Genomic DNA, 15,376 nt, shown 5'->3' with positions numbered 1-15,376 from the left:
GAACCGACGGAGCCCGTACAGTCTAGGCCCCCTTTGCCGGGGACATGGACATTCGTCCCCTGTGGGGTAATCGTCCCGAATGGAGGGAAGGTTACGGTTCGGCGCGGCGGGCCAGATCGAGCTTCCCATCGCTTCAAGCTTGGTGCGGCCGCGTAGGCCCCTACCGCGTAGGCCCTACAAAGAAGGTGCTCATCGACTGACCGGTTCAGGGTTGCCGAGGAGTCGCAGTTCATCGCGCCGGGGGAGCCCCTCCCAGTCGCCGGGCACGAGACACACAAATGCACCGGTTCTGACGGCTGTCTGAAGACGCTCCCCAGCCCCCAAGCCTTCGACGAATTCGGCGAGGTATCCGGCCACGAACGCGTCGCCGGCGCCCACGGTATCGAGGACGTCGATTTCCATGGCTTCCTGTCGGAAGAGTTGGCCGTCGATGAATGCCAACGCGCCATCTGCGCCCAACTTGATAATCACTTGGCCCGGACCCATGGCGGCGATGCGCCTGGCGGCCTCTTCGGCGTCGCTGACTGTCCCGACTGCGAGTTCGGCCTCCTCAAGGCCCGCGAAGACGATGTCCACGTGCGGGATGATCTCGCGGTAGGCGCTTCCGGCGGCCTCGGCGTCCCAGAGCTTGCTGCGGTAATTCAGGTCGAAAGATACCGGAACACCGGCTGCTTTGGCTGCGGCGACGGCGTAGTGAAGGGTGGAAGCGGCCTGCGGAGAGAGTGCCGGGGTGATCCCGCTGACATGGAGCAACGCCGCCCCCGCAATCAGCCGTTCGTCGACGTCGTCGGGCGCAATCCGGGAACCCGCACTGCCGGAGCGATAGTACGCAACTTTCTGGGCTGTGGGGGTCCGGCGTTCCTTGACCATCAGGCCGGTCGGCGCGTCGTCGTCCACCGTCACGTGGACGACGACGCCCTCTGCGCGGATCTCCCGCTCTACAAGCTGGCCGAGGGAATCCGCGCCGATGCGGCTGCACCAGACAGCTTGGACACCCAGGCGTTGCAGGCCGATGGCGACATTGGACTCAGACCCTCCGATGCCGAGGCTCATGGTGGCCGCATGGGCCAGCGGGCCGGCCTTGTCCGAAGCCATGAGCGCCATGGTTTCGCCAAGGGTGACGACATATGTTCCGTGACTCATCGGGATTCACGCGCCCCATCAACGAGGTTCCGGACCCGTCGCGCCCGCGTGGTCAACTCAGGCAGACTCCCGCCCTTGAAGGCATCGCCGAGGAGCGGCCCTCCCAGGCTCACCGCCAATGCGCCTGCGCGGATCCATGCAGGTACGTCTTCGATAGTGAGGCCGCCTGACGGGACCACTTGGATGTCAGGGAAGGGGCCGCGGAGTTGCGATATGTAGCCGGGCCCGACCGTGGATGCGGGGAAGAGTTTGACGGCGGTGGCGCCTAGCTTCCAGCCGGTGTGGAGCTCGGTGGGAGTGAGCCCACCGGGAAAGACGGGCACGCCGCGTCGAGTGCAGGCAGTGATGACGTCCGGTTCGGTGATGGGCGTAACGATGTACGCGGCGCCCAGGTCGAGTGCCGTTTCGGCCTCAGCAGGAGTGGTCACCGTGCCGACGCCGATTTCCACGGCATCGCCGAAGCGATCGAGCAACAGGGGAAGCTCCTCAAACACTCCGGGCGTGCTCAAGGTCAACTCGATACTGAGCACGCCGCCGACCCGAAGGGCTTCGATGACGGGGCTGTAGTCCTTGGCATGCTTGGCCCGCAACACTGCCACGACCCTGGTGTCGAGGAGGATGGCGGATGGCGCCGGACTGGAGACGGTGTCCGGGGTTTCGAGATGGAACATGGATGCCCTTCGTATCTTGGTTGGCTGGCGGGCCTTCCCGACGGCGGCACTTGCCGCCGTCGGTTGCCCTTCGGGTGCTATTGGACGGGCTGCGCTTCGGAGGTCACCGCGATAATCCCGCTTTTGCCGTGTGCCGCGTCCTCGGGGTCCGTGAGGTCGCGGTTCAGGGTTTCCGGTGACATGCGGGTGGCGATGAAGCTGATCAGCATGGTCGCCGACATATAGATCGCCACGGGAATCCAGGAGTTGCTGAACATCCCCAGCAGTGCCGCGCAGATCATGGGAGCGATGCCTCCGCCGATGATGGAAGAGAACTCGCGGCCCAAGGTGACGCCTGCGTAGCGGTAGCGGCTACCGAAGATCTCCGGGAAGTAGCTCATGTGCACGCCCACCACGCCTTGGCATGCCAGGACGAAGCCGACCACGATCACCAACACGATGGCTACCGGCGAGCCGGTGGTCAGCAGCAGGAACGCTGGGGCCGGGAACAGGATGAGTGCGCCGGTGATAAGTGATACGACGCGCCGGCGCCCGATCTTGTCGGACAGGATTCCGAAGGAGACCGCCGCGACCCCGCCGCAGAGCGAACCGATGAGCAGCACAGGGGGAATGAACTTCGGGTCCGTTCCGATCACGGTGATGAGGTACGAGGCCATGAACACCTGGATCGTGTATGACTGGGTGCTGACGCCGAGGTTCATCAGGATGACGCGCAGGACGTTGGCCTTGCCGTATTTGGCAACTTCCCGCAGGGGTGCCGGGGGTTCCGTGCGGGCCTGCTTGATCTCTTCGAAGACCGGTGATTCGTCCAGCTTGCGCCGGATGACCAGCGCTGCGATGGTCACGAAGATGCTGGAGAGGAAGACGAGCCTCCAACCCCACGTGAGCATGTCGTTGGGCGCCAGCGACTGGGCCGCGATCCACACGAGTGCGCCGAGCGCCGTTCCTGCGGCCGCGCCAACCATGATGAGGGACGCCAGCTTGCCTCGGGTTCCAGGGGCGGCGGATTCGGTGAGGAGCGTTGCTCCGCCTGACTGCTCCGCTCCGGCGCCAAAGCCCTGGGCAGCGCGGCAGACACACAGCAGGATCGGGGCAAGGAGCCCTACCTGGCCGAAGGTCGGCAGGAGCCCGATGGCCAGGGTCGCCCCGCCCATGAGCAGCAGGGTGACCACCAGGACCCACTTGCGGCCAAGCCGATCGCCGAAGTGGGAGAAGAAGATCCCGCCGAGGGGCCGGAACAGGAATCCGACGGCGAACGTGCTGAAACTGGCCAGCAGCGCCGCCGCGGGGGAAATGTTCGGGAAGAAGAGCTTGCTGAACACGAGTGCCGACGCGGTGCCGTAGATGACGAAATCGTACAGTTCAAGCGTGGTGCCGATGAGTCCGGCGACGGCGGCTTTCCGGACCTTGCTTTGGTCCACTGGCGTGGGCGGGAGGTTCGCTGCTGTGGTCATTTCCATACTCCTTTGAATGGATGTCCGCTGGCCCGTACGTGGGCCGAGTCAGTAGGTGATGAGGACTTTGAGGTTGGTGGGGTCGCTCACGGGCGCCGTGAGTGCGGCCGCGGCGTTCGCGAGGTCAAACGTGGAGGTGATGATGGACCGGAGGTCCACAGCCCCCGATGAAGCGAGCTGAATCGCCGTCGGGAACGCGTTGGCGTACCGGAACGCGGTCACCAAGTCGATTTCGAAGCGTTGGAGGAAGCCGAGCGGGATCCCGTCGACGGTGGGGCGGGCCTGGCCGACGACGGTTGCCCGGGCGGCAGGGGCAAGTGTCAGGATTCCGTCAGCCAGCGCGCGGGTGTTGCCGGAGCATTCGATCAGGCGATCCATGTCTTTCAGGTCCAAGGCCGTCACCGACGTGTTGATGGTCCGGGTGGCGCCGAACCGGGCAGCAACAGCCAGACGGTCGTCGTTGACGTCGGTCACGACGATCTCCGACGCGCCGCGGCAGGCCGCCACTTGCGCCACGAGCAGGCCGATCGGCCCGGCGCCTGTGATGAGCACCCGGTGCCCGGCCCGCACCTGGGCGCGTTCAACCGCCCAAACGGCGACGGCGAGGGGCTCGATCGCTGCCCCGATCTCGGCCGGGATGTTGGCCGGGAGCTCGTGGAGGGCGGCGTCGGGCACCACCACGTGGCGGGCGAAGAGACCGTCCGTGGGCGGGGAGCCGAAGCAGGTCCCCGCCGGGCAGAGGTTGTAGCGTCCGGAGAGGCAGGTTGGGCAATTCCGGCACGGGAGCGCCGGTTCAATCACGACGGCGGTGCCCGCGGCAATGCTTGCAGCTTCACCGGCCGCAATGACGACGCCGGCTCCCTCATGGCCGAGGACAGTGGGCTGCCGGAGGACATTGGTGCCGTTGCGGCCGTCGGCGAAGTAGTGCATGTCCGAGCCGCAGATGCCGCCCGAACGCATTTCAACGATGACATCTTTCGGCCCCATGGCTTTGAGGGGTTTCTCTTCGATCCGGAGTTCGCCTGCGCCGTGGAGCACTGCGGCTTCCGTGGTCAGCGGCAGGGAGGTTCCGTCAGCGCGGCGGACTGTTTGGGTGGTCATCGGATGCTCCGGGTCTGTGCGGGAAGTAGTGACGTTGACTCGGCGGCAGCGTTTGCGGCGGCGAGGGGACCTTGCCGGTGGATGATGTCGATCAGCTCGCCTGTGCGCCGGACGAAGCTTTCGCGGGTCGCGAGTTCGTCACCTAGGAGATGGTGTTCGCCGAGTACCTTCGCCGCGAGGTCCCGCCCGGAGCTGGATCGCTCTGCGAGGTCCTGGAGTGTCCCGCGGGCGGGGTCCTGCATCGCGTTGGCGTGGTTGCCGGGGTCGAATCCTCGAAGAGGTGCGATGCATGAGAGATACGCGGCGACGGTGAGGGCGAGGTAGTGGGGCATGGCCCCGGCGTCGAGCATTTCCAAGGCGGGAATCGGGATCCGCTGGCGGAGTTTGACGGATCCGTCGCTGCCTACCTGGCTGGTCCGGTGCCCCAATGCCGAATTGCGCCAACGCAGGAAGAGTTGCTCCTCGTAGGCGTCGACGTCGACGGCCCCTGGCACAGTGACGCTTGGCAGGTACTCGTCGCGGAGGACCCGGCGGGCGGCGGCTTCGATGTAGTCGATGCCAGCAGCATCGGGAATGGTGGCCGCTCCGGACAGCGCTCCGAGGTACGCGATCAGGGAATGGGTGCCGTTCAAGAGCCTGACCTTGAGCTGCTCGTAGCCTGCGACGTCGTCCGTGAAGATCGCACCTCCGGCCTCCCAAGCAGGGCGGCCGGCTATGAAGTCGTCCTCCAGGATCCACATGGTGAATGGCTCTGCCGGCACGGGGATCTGGTCCGCATAGCCGAGTTGTTCGGCGACGAGGCTACGGTAGCGGTCCGTCGTGGCGGGCACGATCCGGTCCACCATGGATGACGGAAAGGTGACGTTCGCATCGATCCATTGCAGCGCCTCGGCGGCCTCGCCGGCCGGGAGCAATGAGGCAAATTCGCGGACGAGCCGTTGGGTGTGGTGCCCGTTGTCCGCCAGGTTGTCGCAACTGAGGACCGTCACTGGTTTACCGTGGGTTCGTGCCCGCTGCTGAAGTCCGCGGACGATCTGCCCGATCGGGGTGCGGGGGGCAGCGCCGTTGGCGAGATCGTGCTGCACGTCAGGGTCGGAAACGTTCAGCGAGCCTGTTGCCGGGCTGTAGGTGTAGCCGTTTTCCGTGACCGTCAGGGACACGATGCGCGTGGTCTCGGCACCGATGACGGCCACCACGCGCTGCGGTTCCTGTGCCGCGACGAAGGCATCTGTGTGCACGCGAGGGGTCGAGAACTTCGATCCCTCGGGTGAGATTTCCACCACGGTGTAGAGCATGTCCTGGGCGTGCATGGCGTCGGTAATGGCCGAGGAACGGCTGGAAACTCCGATGATTCCCCAGTCGCCGCCGCGGGAGCCTATGGCGGCTTCCGTGTACACGGCCTGGTGTGCGCGGTGGAAGTTTCCGAAACCGAGGTGCACGATGCCGGGAGCCGGGGCGGCAGTTCGCCGCAGGATTCCTGGTGTTCCCGCGTTCAGCGGCGGCAGGATTGGCGTGGCCATGGGTCACCAGTCCTTCATGGAGCCGTCGAGCTCCCGCGCGATGGGCAGGAAAGCCTGCGTGTAGGGGAAGCGTGCAGCGGCATGTTCATCCACATGGACGCCCAGGCCTGGCTCGTCACCCGGGTGCAGGTAGCCGTCCTCGAAGCGGAAGCTCGATTGGAACACCTCCGAGACCAAGGGGTCGTACCCCATGTACTCCTGGATGGCGAAGTTGCTGGTGGCCAGGCCGAGGTGCAGCGAAGCCGACAGGTTGACGGGGGAGACGTCGGACGGGCCGTGGGGTGCGCCCTTGATCTGGTAGACCTCGGCGAGAGCCAGGATCTTGCGTACGTGGGAGATGCCTCCGGCATGCACGACGGCGGTGCGGATGTAGTCGATGAGCCGTTCAGTGATGAGCAACTCGGCGTCCCAGACGGTGTTGAAGACTTCGCCGATGGCCAAGGGAATGGTGGTCTGCTGACGCAGCGTACGGAGCAACCGCTGGTTCTCGGCGGGGGTGACGTCCTCGAGCCAGAACAGGTCCACGTCTTCCAAAGAGCGGGCCAAGCGGGCGGCTTCGGTGGGGTTGAGCCGGTGGTGGACGTCGTGGAGGAGCTTTAGCTCGGGACCGACGTGCTCACGGACTGCGGAGAGGATCTTCGGGGCGTGGCGCAGGTAGGCAGAGGTGTCCCAGTCTTCTTCGACTGGACCGGCACCGCGTCCGGCCGGTTCATAACTCGCGGCACCCTTGGTGACGCCATAAACCTTGTCGAGGCCGGGGACGCCGGACTGGGCACGGACGGCGCGGAAGCCCTGCTCGCGGCGTTGGTCTATCGAGTCCAGCAACTCCGGAAGGTCCCAGCCGGTGGCGTGCGTGTACGTGAGGATCTTGTCGCGGGCCGCGCCGCCCAGGAGTTGGTAGACCGGAACCCCGAGGGCCTTGCCTTTGATGTCCCAGAGGGCGAGGTCGATGGCGCCGATCGCGGCCATGGTCACCGGCCCGCGGCGCCAGTATGCACCTTTGTAAAAGTATTGCCAGGTGTCTTCGATGCGGTCCGCGTCCCTGCCCAGCAGGGCCGGCGCCAGGTGATCGCGCAGGTAGCTCGCGACGGACAGTTCGCGGCCGTTCAGTGTCGCGTCACCCCATCCGACGATGCCGTCGTCGGTGGTGATCTTGAGGGTGACGAAGTTGCGGCTGGGGCTGGTTACCAGGACGTCGACGTCGACGATTTTTCGGGTCATCGGGAAATCACTACATTCTTCAGCGGCTGGTTCGTGGAAAGGCGGGTGATGTTTTCGGCAATCTCGAGTGCACGGCTGCGGAAGGTCTCCGCAGTGACGCCGGAGGAGTGCGGGGTCATGATGACGTTGTCCAGCCGGCCGAACGGCAGGGTGGAAGGGTCGCTGCGGCCGTCAGTGCCCGGGTATTGGTACCAGACATCAATCGCAGCGCCCGCGATCCGCCGGTCTTTCAGGGCTTCGTAGAGGGCGGCTTCGGCGACGACCGGTCCGCGGGCAATGTTGACGAGCAACCCGTCCGGGCCGAGATCGTCGAGTTCGGCCGCGCCCACTATGCCGGTGGTTTGCTCCGTGAGCGGAATGCTGACCACGAGGATGTCCGATTCGCTCAGTGCCTCGCCGAGGCGTTCAGTGGTGCCTGCCCACCGCAAGGCGTTGGCGTGTGCGTCGACGCTTCCGCTGCGGGTGATGGCGATGCCTTCGGCGCCGAAGGCCTTGAGGAGCGACCATGCCGCTCCGCCGATGTGCCCGAACCCGAGGAATGTCACCACAGCGCCGCGCAGTGTTTCCGGCTGGCGGATTTCGGAGGAGTAAACGGACGAAGACCAGACACCGCTCCGAAGCGCCGCGTCTTGACCGATCAGGTTGCGACGGAGGGCCACCAAAACCGCGGCGATGTGTTCGGCAATGGAGCTTTCGTGGTGGAAGGTGTTCGCGCACACCGCCCCTGCGGGCAGTGCGGACGCGTCGATACCGTCGTATCCGGCACCGCCCACGTGGACCAGGCGCAAGTTGCCCGCGGCCGAGCCCATGGCTTCGGTGAAACGTGGCCCGACGTAGACGTCGGCATCTTTGAGGTCGGTGAGCACCGCATGCTCGCTCCAGCTGTCGTGCCAGGAGGCAAGGGCGCCCTCGGGGAGCGCGGTTTCGAAAGTGGAGCGGTGGGGCATCAGGTTGGGGTCTGCGATGACGATTCTCATGGTTACTTTCCCTGGAGGGCTTGCTCTGCGGTGCGCGCGGCAAAAGTGGAGCCACGCACGATGAGTTGTGAACTGAGGTGCACGGCTTCAGTTGCTGTCGGCTTTCCTGCCATCTGCTCCAGGAGGAGCTCAAGGCTGAGGGCGCCGCTTCGGTCAATGGGTACGCGGATGGAGGTGAGCCCCGGCTCTGCCGCGGCGGCAATGTCGAGGTCGTCGATGCCGACAACGCTGATGTCCTCCGGGCAGTGGTAGCCAAGGGTACGGGCGCCGGCGAGCATGCCGATGGCGATCAGGTCGTTGTAGGCAATAACAGCGGTGGCACCGCTGGCGACCACCGACGCCGCCGCGGCCAATCCGCCGTCGACCGTCGCATTCTGGTTCCCCACGGTCACAAGCTCGATGCCCCAATCGGCGCAGAAGCGGGTGATCGCTGCACGGCGTTGGCCGTTGGCCCACGACGACGCGGGTCCGGGGATATAGGCGAGCTTGCGGTGGCCGAGTGCATAGAGATGCTCGACGGCTTGGCGGATTCCCTCGCCGGCCTCCATGAGCACCCGCGCGGCGTGCTCGGCCTCGCCATTGATGACCACCAGCGGCGCGCTACCGGCGAGATTGTGAATCTGCTCGGAAGGCAGGCGGGGCGAGCAAAGGATGATCCCATCCACGCCCGTCGCGAAGGATTCGAGATGTGCCTGTTCCCGCGAGGAGGACTCGGAGGTGTCGGCGAGGACCATCCGGTGGCGGCCATGCCATGCCTGGTCCTGGATGGCTTTGATGAGGGCGGCGAACACCGCATTTGAAATGTCGGGGACGATGACGCCGAACGTCCGGCTGCCCGTCACTCCGGGCACGTCGTAACCCAACTGCTCGGCAGCGGCCATGACCTTCTGCCGCGTTTCGGCTGCCAGCCGGCCGGGATCCCCGAACGCCCGCGACGCAGTTGCCAGGGAGACCCCCGCCAGCTTTGCGACATCCGTGAGTTTTGCCGACATCTGTCCTCCAGTTGCTTCGTTGAAACCTTGTCCTGCAAGTATGGAAAGACTTGTACAAGTTTGTCAATGACTTGCACAAAGTTGTTGCGACTGCCGGCTTGCCTGGATCCGTTGAGCGTCGCGTAGCTCCGGAGTAGGGTGGCCCCACCCACCTCGCACCACCAATTGAGGAGCGACCATGTCACATCGCAAACTTCGACTGGCCACCATGACGGCAGTACTCGCGCTGAGCGTGACGAGCGGGGCCCTCGCCAACCCCGCCTCTGCCGAACCACGGCAGACTGAAAAGACCGCCACCGCCACCGGATACGGCGGCGCGGTCAGCACCGTAGACCCTGAAGCATCCGCTGCCGCCATCGAGGTCCTCCGCAAAGGCGGCAACGCGGCGGACGCCGCCGTCGCCGCCGCCGCGACGCTAGGCGTGACCGAACCGTACAGTGCCGGGATCGGTGGTGGCGGCTACTTCGTGTTCTACAACGCGAAGACCGGCAAGATCGGCACCATCGACGGGCGCGAGACCGCGCCGGAGGCGATGCTGCATGACGCGTTCATCGATCCCGCCACGGGGAAGCCGTACAACTTCACTCCCGAGCTCGTTACCAGTGGCGTTTCAGTCGGTGTCCCCGGAACAGCGGCAACCTGGGAGCGCGCTCTGGAGCGTTGGGGTACTTTAAGCCTTGGAGATGCCCTCCAGCCGGCCATCAAGGTTGCGAGCCGGGGCTTCGTCGTTGACCAAACCTTCCGCCAACAGACACTCGACAACAAGCTCCGTTTCGGGGCGTTCAGCTCCACAAGCAAGCTGTTCCTCCCAGGAGGCGACGCACCCGCCGTCGGCAGCGTCTTCCAGAACCACGACCTCGCCGCGACTTATCGGCTCCTCGCGAAGCAGGGCATCAGCGCCTTCTACGGCGGCCCGCTGGCAGCCGAGATCGCGGCCACAGTCCAGGCCCCGCCGAAGACTGCCACCACCACGCTGCCCATCCCGGTGGGGCACATGACCACAGCCGACCTCGCCGCCTACAAGCCCCTGGACCAAGCGCCCACCCACGTCGACTACCGCGGCCTCGATGTCTACGGCATGGCGCCGTCGAGCAGCGGGGGCACGACGGTAGGCGAGGCGCTCAACATCCTGGACACGGTCAACCTTTCGGAGATGTCCAAACCCGCCGCCCTGCATCACTACCTCGAGGCGAGCGCGCTCGCGTTCGCGGACCGTGGAAAGTACGTTGGGGACCCTGCCTTCGTCGATGTGCCTACGGAAGCGCTCACCGACCCGATCTTCGGCAAGGAACGCGCCTGCCAGATCGACCCGCTGCACGCGGCTACGAAGCCCGTCGTGCCGGGGGATGTGACCGGGTACGACGGCGTGTGCCCGGCTTCCGGTGCCGCGCTCGCCGATGAGAAGGACACAGAGAACATCTCGACGACCAACATGACGGTCGCGGACAAGTGGGGGAACGTGGTCGAATACACGCTCACCATCGAGCAGACCGGCGGATCAGGCATCGTGGTACCGGGACGCGGATTCCTGCTCAACAACGAGATGACCGATTTCTCGGCCGTCTACAGCGCGAGCGACCCCAACCGAATCGATCCCGGCAAGCGCCCACGCTCGTCGATGTCCCCGACCATCATCCTCAAGGATGGCAAGCCGTTCCTCGCTCTCGGCTCGCCCGGCGGATCGACGATCATCACAACCGTGCTGCAAACCATCTTGAACAGGGTGGACCTGGGCATGAGCATTTCCGACGCGATCGCCGCACCGCGTGCCTCCCAACGGAACACGGCAAAGGTCACGGCCGAACCGGAGTTCATCACGGCGTACGGTAGCCAACTCACACCATATGGCCACCAGTTCACGCCATCCGGCGACGCATTCACCTCGGCGGCGGAGATCGGTGCCGCAACCGCGATCGAGTTCAGGCCCGGCGGGCTCATGATCGCTGCCGCCGAGCCGGTCAGACGAGGCGGCGGCTCGGCGATGGTGCTGAAACCATCGCCGTGAGACGAATGCGGAATCCATTCAGGCTGCTGACACCGGGGGTGGGGCCGGGGTAGCTTGTCCCCATGGCTACCGAAGCAACCACCCTCACCGTTGACGGGCCGAACGGTCCTCGCGACATACGGATCTCCAGTCCTAGCCGGGTCCTTTGGCCCGAGATCGGCCTGACCAAGCTGGATCTGGCGCGCTATATCGTTGAGGTCGGGGAAGCATTCATCTCCGCAAACGGCGGCCGGCCGGTCTCGCTGCAGCGCTTTTCGGACAACATCGACGGCGATCAGTTCTTCTCCAAGAATCCGCCGAAAGGAACACCGGAGTTTATCCGGTCCGTGAAGGTTGTTTATCCGAGTGCGCGCTCGCATCCCCAATTGGTGCTCGATGAGCCGGCAGCTGCAGTGTGGGCCGTCCAAATGAACACAGTGGTCTTTCACCCTTGGCCCTCGCGGGTCGAAAACACGGACAACCCTGACCAGCTGCGGATCGACCTGGACCCGCAGCCTGGAACGGATTTCGACGACGCGATTCCCGCAGCCCTTGCGCTGAAAGACGTACTCGCGGAGGCCGGATTGACCACTTTCATCAAGACCTCCGGAAACCGTGGGCTCCACGTCTATGCCCCGATCGAGCCTTCGCATGAGTTCTTGGACGTACGGCATGCCGTGATTGCAGCCGCCCGGGAGCTCGAGCGCCGAATGCCGGACAAGGTGACCACGGCCTGGTGGAAGGAAGAACGTGGTGAAAGGGTGTTCGTCGATTTCAACCAAGCCAATCGTGACCGGACCATAGCAGGCGCGTACAGTCCGAGGGCGCTCGCCCACGCTCCGGTCTCTTGTCCAATCACGTGGGACGAACTTGAATCGGCGGACCCGAAAGGCTTCACCATCCTCACGGTGCCTGGCAGGTTGAAATCGGTGGGGGACCCTTGGGGTGACATGAACTCCAAAGCCGGCAAAATCGACGTCCTGCTTCAATGGTGGGAACGCGATCTCGATGCAGGGCTTGGGGAAATGCCGTTCCCGCCTGACTACCCGAAGATGCCGGGCGAACCGCCGCGTGTGCAGCCGAGCCGAGCGCGCAAGCACGACTGAAAGACAGCCCGGGAAGGTGGCCCCGGCAGGCAATGAGTGGAAGAATGAGGGCTGGACCAAAACGGCCGGCGGCGCATCTTGCCTGCTGAGACCCAGGTGAGTCCCCCAGTGCGCCGTCGGTCTTGACCTTGTCGAGCTCTTACGCCGCGCCGGTCCATCTTGGCGCGCTTGCCGCGTGCCGGAGTTCCTTGGCGCGGGTGCGGAATCCGTCGGACGCCGTGCGCGGTTCGTCGCATGCCGGGGGAGCCGCACGGTGGGGGACCGCGCTCGGACGCACAGTCACGGCCGGTTCACGCACGCTTGCCACGGGGCAAAGGTCGGTGACCAGCCCCATGCCGGCACACTCCCGCGCAGCGGCGATGCCGGCAACAACTGCGGGCTTGTCCTCGAACGGCGTCGAAACAGCGATGACCGCCCCGTCAGGTGATTTGAGGCGGAACCTGAAGAAGGACTCCCCGTCAAGAAACACTTCGAATATACCAGCCACTGCTACCTCCCGGTCTGCGGTCCCTGCTCGGTAGCGACTTCACTACGAGCGGGTCGGAGCATCGCTGCATTCCCGTCCGCTGCTCTGGTTGAACAACCACCGTGAATCGTCTTTCACGTGATATTCAGTCTGTTCTGACTGCGTTGAGGCTAACAAGACCGCGTGAGTAAATCCTGTGTAAAACGTGTGCAACCCCGGGGCGGGTCAGCTGCCACTTGCCCGGTTCATCAGGTGCTCGAGCAGCGCCAGTTCCGGAAATCCGGGGTGGCGCGCAATGCTGGACCTCAGTTTTGCACGGAGGTGTTCGCCACTCGGTTCGGTTCCGCCGAGGACTTCGTCGATGATTTCCTGCGCCTGCTCACGCAGGGCGGCCAGGGTGTCGCGGTCGTCACCGGGAACCAGAACCGGTTCCGGCTCGACGAGCGGGTCTTCAGACTCCAAAGGTTCCGACACTGCCAGCTCCTGATATTTCATCCCGGCAACTCCCAGTTAGGTCCGGAATTCGCCCCCATCCACTAGATAGTAATGAGGGCGCCCGGGTTGTTCACCGCTAAATGCTCAGAACGACGAATATGGCTTGGAAACGACGGTTTGTGACGCGGACCCGACGGCGGCGCCGTTCCGCCGTCGGGCCGTTGCTTTTCAGTCCATGACGAGGTCGCGGGCGGCGGCGGCAATGTGGCGTGCCGAAATGCCCGCTGCGTTGAGCAAGTCCTTGGGCTCACCGGAACCAGGAAGTTCCCTCACGGCGAGAAGCGCGATATGGAGTTTGGGCGTGTTGGCGCTCGCAAGCGCTTCGAGGACAGCCGAGCCGAGGCCGCCTTGGGCGTAGTGGTCTTCGGCGACAACAATCCGGCCATCTGTTTCGAGGCACGTCCGGCGCAAGGTGTCGACGTCGATCGGCTTGACGGAGTAGAGGTCGATGACGCGCGCTCTGATCCCCGACTCGGCCAGCTGCTCGGCGGCAGCGAGGCATTCGTGGAGTGTGACGCCGGCGCCGATGAGCGCCACCTGGTCATCGGGGCCGGCACCGTGGACCTTGCTTCCGCCAAGGGGGAACTGTTCGTCCGGACCGTAAATCACGGGATAGGCGCCCCGGGTGGCGCGCAGGTAGGAGATTCCGGGTGTGTCCGCCATGGCGCTCACGAGCTGCGCTGTGGACGGAGCGTCAGCCGGATAGAGCACCGTGGAAGTGTGCACCGCCCGCATGGCGGCAATGTCCTCCAGGGCCATCTGCGAGGGACCGTCTTGCCCGATTTCAACGCCGGCATGCGTGCCGACGAGTCGGATGTCCACCTCCGAGACTCCGGCCATGCGGATAAAGTCGAATGGCCGCGAAACCAGGAAAGCCGCGAAACTTGAGGCGAAGGCCACGTATCCGCGGACTGAGAGGCCGATGGCGGCGGCCACGAGTTGCTGCTCGGCAATGAAAACTTCAAAATACCGCTCAGGGGCCACTTCCTCGAAGTCCCGTGCATGGGTCGAATTCCCCACTTCGCCGTCGAGGACCACCACTTCGGGGCGGGCCGCCAGCGCGGACACGGCGGCCCCAAAGGCGGCCCTGGTCGCCACTTTGTCGCCGACCTTCCAATCCGGGAGCGTGACGGAAACGTGAGTGCCCGGCGTGATTGCTGGAGTGCCGGGTTCCGGAGGACAGGTGGTCACGCGGACGCTGCTTGGCCCTCCAAGGGCCGCTATGGCTTTCTCGGCCATGTCTGCCGGGAGCGCCTTGCCGTGCCAGCCGTTCTGGTCTTCGATCTCAGGTACCCCTTTGCCCTTGATCGTCTTGGCCAGAATGACCGTCGGCTTATCGGGATCGCTCGTGGCCCTGCTCAGTGCATCGTCTATCTGGGAGAGGTCATGGCCGTCGATGATGAGGGCCTGGGCTCCGAACGCTTCGACCCGCCGGGCGTAGGCGTCCATGTTCCACTGAAGTTCTGTGGGGCCGTCCTGGCCAAGCCGGTTGACGTCCACGACGGCGGTGAGGTTGCCGAGCTCGTAGTACGCCGCCTTGTCCACTGCCTCCCACATGGACCCTTCAGCTAGTTCGCTATCGCCGCACAACACCCATGTATGGAAGGGAAGCTTGTCCAGGTACCGTCCTGCGAGGCTCACCCCGACGGCGATCGGCAGCCCTTGTCCCAGCGAGCCGGTCGCCACATCCACCCAAGGCAGCACCGGCGTCGGGTGTCCTTGAAGCCGGGCACCGAACTGACGGTAGGTATTCAGCAGCTCATCTTCCTCGACGACGCCCACAGCCCGATACATGGAATACAGCAGGGGTGAAGCATGTCCCTTGGAGAAAATGAGGTGGTCGTTGTTCGGCAACGCCGGCTGTTCCCAGTCGTAGCGAAGGTGCCGCGTGAGGAGGACCGCCATGAGGTCCGCGGCCGACAGCGACGACGTGGGATGACCCGAACCGGCGTTGGTGCTGCACCTGATGGAGTCCACACGCAATTGCGTAGCCAGGGCCCGAAGGGAGTCCATGTCTTCCGTTTGCATCGGTGCCGGCCGCAATTCTGGGTCTTTTGACATCTCTCAGTTGCCTTTCATACGCTCCGAGCGGGTGGCCTGTCCTACGTGTCCGGCCTACAAGATCGTCAGGGGCGGCTCTCCCAAGGGCCGCGAGGGCGGGAAGGGAAGGTCCGGGCCCGGCTCGGGGACAGGGGAAGGCCCCGGCTCGGGCAGCGGAACCGGCTCGGGGGTTCCCGGGCGGGGTC

13 protein-coding genes are annotated in these 15,376 nt (G+C 65.0%); 2 read left to right on the top strand and 11 right to left on the bottom strand.

Annotated elements, in window-relative coordinates; genetic code table 11:
• Positions 1 to 189: 189 nt before the first annotated feature.
• The 8 genes from AC3WJM_RS01085 to AC3WJM_RS01050 form a co-directional block, all read right to left on the bottom strand.
• Positions 190 to 1,143, bottom strand: a complete 954-nt coding sequence (locus AC3WJM_RS01085) for a sugar kinase (RefSeq protein ID WP_307053963.1) — start codon at positions 1,141 to 1,143, stop codon at positions 190 to 192.
• Complete coding sequence (locus AC3WJM_RS01080) at positions 1,140 to 1,814, bottom strand: bifunctional 4-hydroxy-2-oxoglutarate aldolase/2-dehydro-3-deoxy-phosphogluconate aldolase (RefSeq protein ID WP_284988162.1); 675 nt, start codon at positions 1,812 to 1,814, stop codon at positions 1,140 to 1,142. Before AC3WJM_RS01080 ends, AC3WJM_RS01085 begins: the two co-directional genes overlap by 4 nt.
• 77 nt (positions 1,815 to 1,891) lie before the next feature.
• Positions 1,892 to 3,268: an MFS transporter gene (locus tag AC3WJM_RS01075; RefSeq protein WP_492271030.1), complete on the bottom strand. Its 1,377-nt coding sequence runs from the start codon at positions 3,266 to 3,268 to the stop codon at positions 1,892 to 1,894.
• Between the two features lie 48 nt (positions 3,269 to 3,316).
• Positions 3,317 to 4,369 (bottom strand): alcohol dehydrogenase catalytic domain-containing protein, encoded by a 1,053-nt coding sequence (locus tag AC3WJM_RS01070; protein ID WP_441437902.1) that lies wholly within the window; start codon positions 4,367 to 4,369, stop codon positions 3,317 to 3,319.
• Positions 4,366 to 5,889 carry a mannitol dehydrogenase family protein gene (locus tag AC3WJM_RS01065; RefSeq protein WP_492259007.1) on the bottom strand — a complete coding sequence of 508 codons (1,524 nt, stop codon included), beginning with the start codon at positions 5,887 to 5,889 and terminating at the stop codon, positions 4,366 to 4,368. The genes AC3WJM_RS01070 and AC3WJM_RS01065 overlap by 4 nt, the downstream gene beginning before the upstream one ends.
• Positions 5,890 to 5,892: 3 nt before the next feature.
• Positions 5,893 to 7,110, bottom strand: a complete 1,218-nt coding sequence (manD, locus tag AC3WJM_RS01060; protein WP_492271029.1) for a D-mannonate dehydratase ManD — start codon at positions 7,108 to 7,110, stop codon at positions 5,893 to 5,895.
• Positions 7,107 to 8,087, bottom strand: coding sequence for a 2-hydroxyacid dehydrogenase (locus AC3WJM_RS01055; protein WP_492271028.1), 981 nt, complete (start codon positions 8,085 to 8,087; stop codon positions 7,107 to 7,109). The genes manD and AC3WJM_RS01055 overlap by 4 nt, the downstream gene beginning before the upstream one ends.
• Positions 8,088 to 8,089: 2 nt before the next feature.
• Positions 8,090 to 9,079 (bottom strand): LacI family DNA-binding transcriptional regulator, encoded by a 990-nt coding sequence (locus AC3WJM_RS01050; RefSeq protein WP_492271027.1) that lies wholly within the window; start codon positions 9,077 to 9,079, stop codon positions 8,090 to 8,092.
• 178 nt (positions 9,080 to 9,257) lie between these two features.
• Here AC3WJM_RS01050 and ggt point away from each other — a divergent pair, with 178 nt between their 5' ends.
• Together ggt and ligD are read left to right on the top strand one after the other, a co-directional pair.
• A complete protein-coding gene (gene ggt, locus AC3WJM_RS01045) occupies positions 9,258 to 11,084 on the top strand; it encodes a gamma-glutamyltransferase (protein WP_492271026.1) in 1,827 nt (608 codons plus the stop codon).
• 62 nt (positions 11,085 to 11,146) lie between these two features.
• Complete coding sequence (gene ligD / locus AC3WJM_RS01040) at positions 11,147 to 12,169, top strand: non-homologous end-joining DNA ligase (RefSeq protein ID WP_306959734.1); 1,023 nt, start codon at positions 11,147 to 11,149, stop codon at positions 12,167 to 12,169.
• A 139-nt stretch (positions 12,170 to 12,308) separates the two neighbouring features.
• Here ligD and AC3WJM_RS01035 read toward each other — a convergent pair whose 3' ends face one another.
• The 3 genes from AC3WJM_RS01035 to AC3WJM_RS01025 all read right to left on the bottom strand — a co-directional run bounded on the left by AC3WJM_RS01035 (position 12,309) and on the right by AC3WJM_RS01025 (position 15,191).
• Positions 12,309 to 12,656, bottom strand: a complete 348-nt coding sequence (locus AC3WJM_RS01035) for a YegP family protein (RefSeq protein ID WP_284988155.1) — start codon at positions 12,654 to 12,656, stop codon at positions 12,309 to 12,311.
• Positions 12,657 to 12,860: 204 nt separating this feature from the next.
• Positions 12,861 to 13,109 (bottom strand): hypothetical protein, encoded by a 249-nt coding sequence (locus AC3WJM_RS01030; protein ID WP_148667615.1) that lies wholly within the window; start codon positions 13,107 to 13,109, stop codon positions 12,861 to 12,863.
• Positions 13,110 to 13,298: 189 nt separating this feature from the next.
• The gene (locus tag AC3WJM_RS01025; protein WP_492271025.1) at positions 13,299 to 15,191 is read right to left on the bottom strand and encodes a transketolase; all 1,893 of its coding nucleotides are present in this window, start codon (positions 15,189 to 15,191) and stop codon (positions 13,299 to 13,301) included.
• Positions 15,192 to 15,376: the final 185 nt, after the last annotated feature.

Source organism: Arthrobacter sp. FW306-1B-G06A, assembly GCF_058781765.1.
The sequence above is the reverse complement of the archived record's forward strand: the minus strand, read 5'-3'. Positions and strand labels throughout refer to the sequence as shown.

Excerpts from the sequence above, each read along its gene's own strand:
- AC3WJM_RS01085 (WP_307053963.1), bottom strand. The coding sequence starts at position 1,143 with ATGAGTCACGGAACATATGTCGTCACCCTTGGCGAAACCATGGCGCTC.
- AC3WJM_RS01080 (WP_284988162.1), bottom strand. The coding sequence starts at position 1,814 with ATGTTCCATCTCGAAACCCCGGACACCGTCTCCAGTCCGGCGCCATCC.
- AC3WJM_RS01075 (WP_492271030.1), bottom strand. The coding sequence starts at position 3,268 with ATGACCACAGCAGCGAACCTCCCGCCCACGCCAGTGGACCAAAGCAAG.
- AC3WJM_RS01070 (WP_441437902.1), bottom strand. The coding sequence starts at position 4,369 with ATGACCACCCAAACAGTCCGCCGCGCTGACGGAACCTCCCTGCCGCTG.
- AC3WJM_RS01065 (WP_492259007.1), bottom strand. The coding sequence starts at position 5,889 with ATGGCCACGCCAATCCTGCCGCCGCTGAACGCGGGAACACCAGGAATC.
- manD (WP_492271029.1), bottom strand. The coding sequence starts at position 7,110 with ATGACCCGAAAAATCGTCGACGTCGACGTCCTGGTAACCAGCCCCAGC.
- AC3WJM_RS01055 (WP_492271028.1), bottom strand. The coding sequence starts at position 8,087 with ATGAGAATCGTCATCGCAGACCCCAACCTGATGCCCCACCGCTCCACT.
- AC3WJM_RS01050 (WP_492271027.1), bottom strand. The coding sequence starts at position 9,079 with ATGTCGGCAAAACTCACGGATGTCGCAAAGCTGGCGGGGGTCTCCCTG.
- ggt (WP_492271026.1), top strand. The coding sequence starts at position 9,258 with ATGTCACATCGCAAACTTCGACTGGCCACCATGACGGCAGTACTCGCG.
- ligD (WP_306959734.1), top strand. The coding sequence starts at position 11,147 with ATGGCTACCGAAGCAACCACCCTCACCGTTGACGGGCCGAACGGTCCT.
- AC3WJM_RS01025 (WP_492271025.1), bottom strand. The coding sequence starts at position 15,191 with ATGTCAAAAGACCCAGAATTGCGGCCGGCACCGATGCAAACGGAAGAC.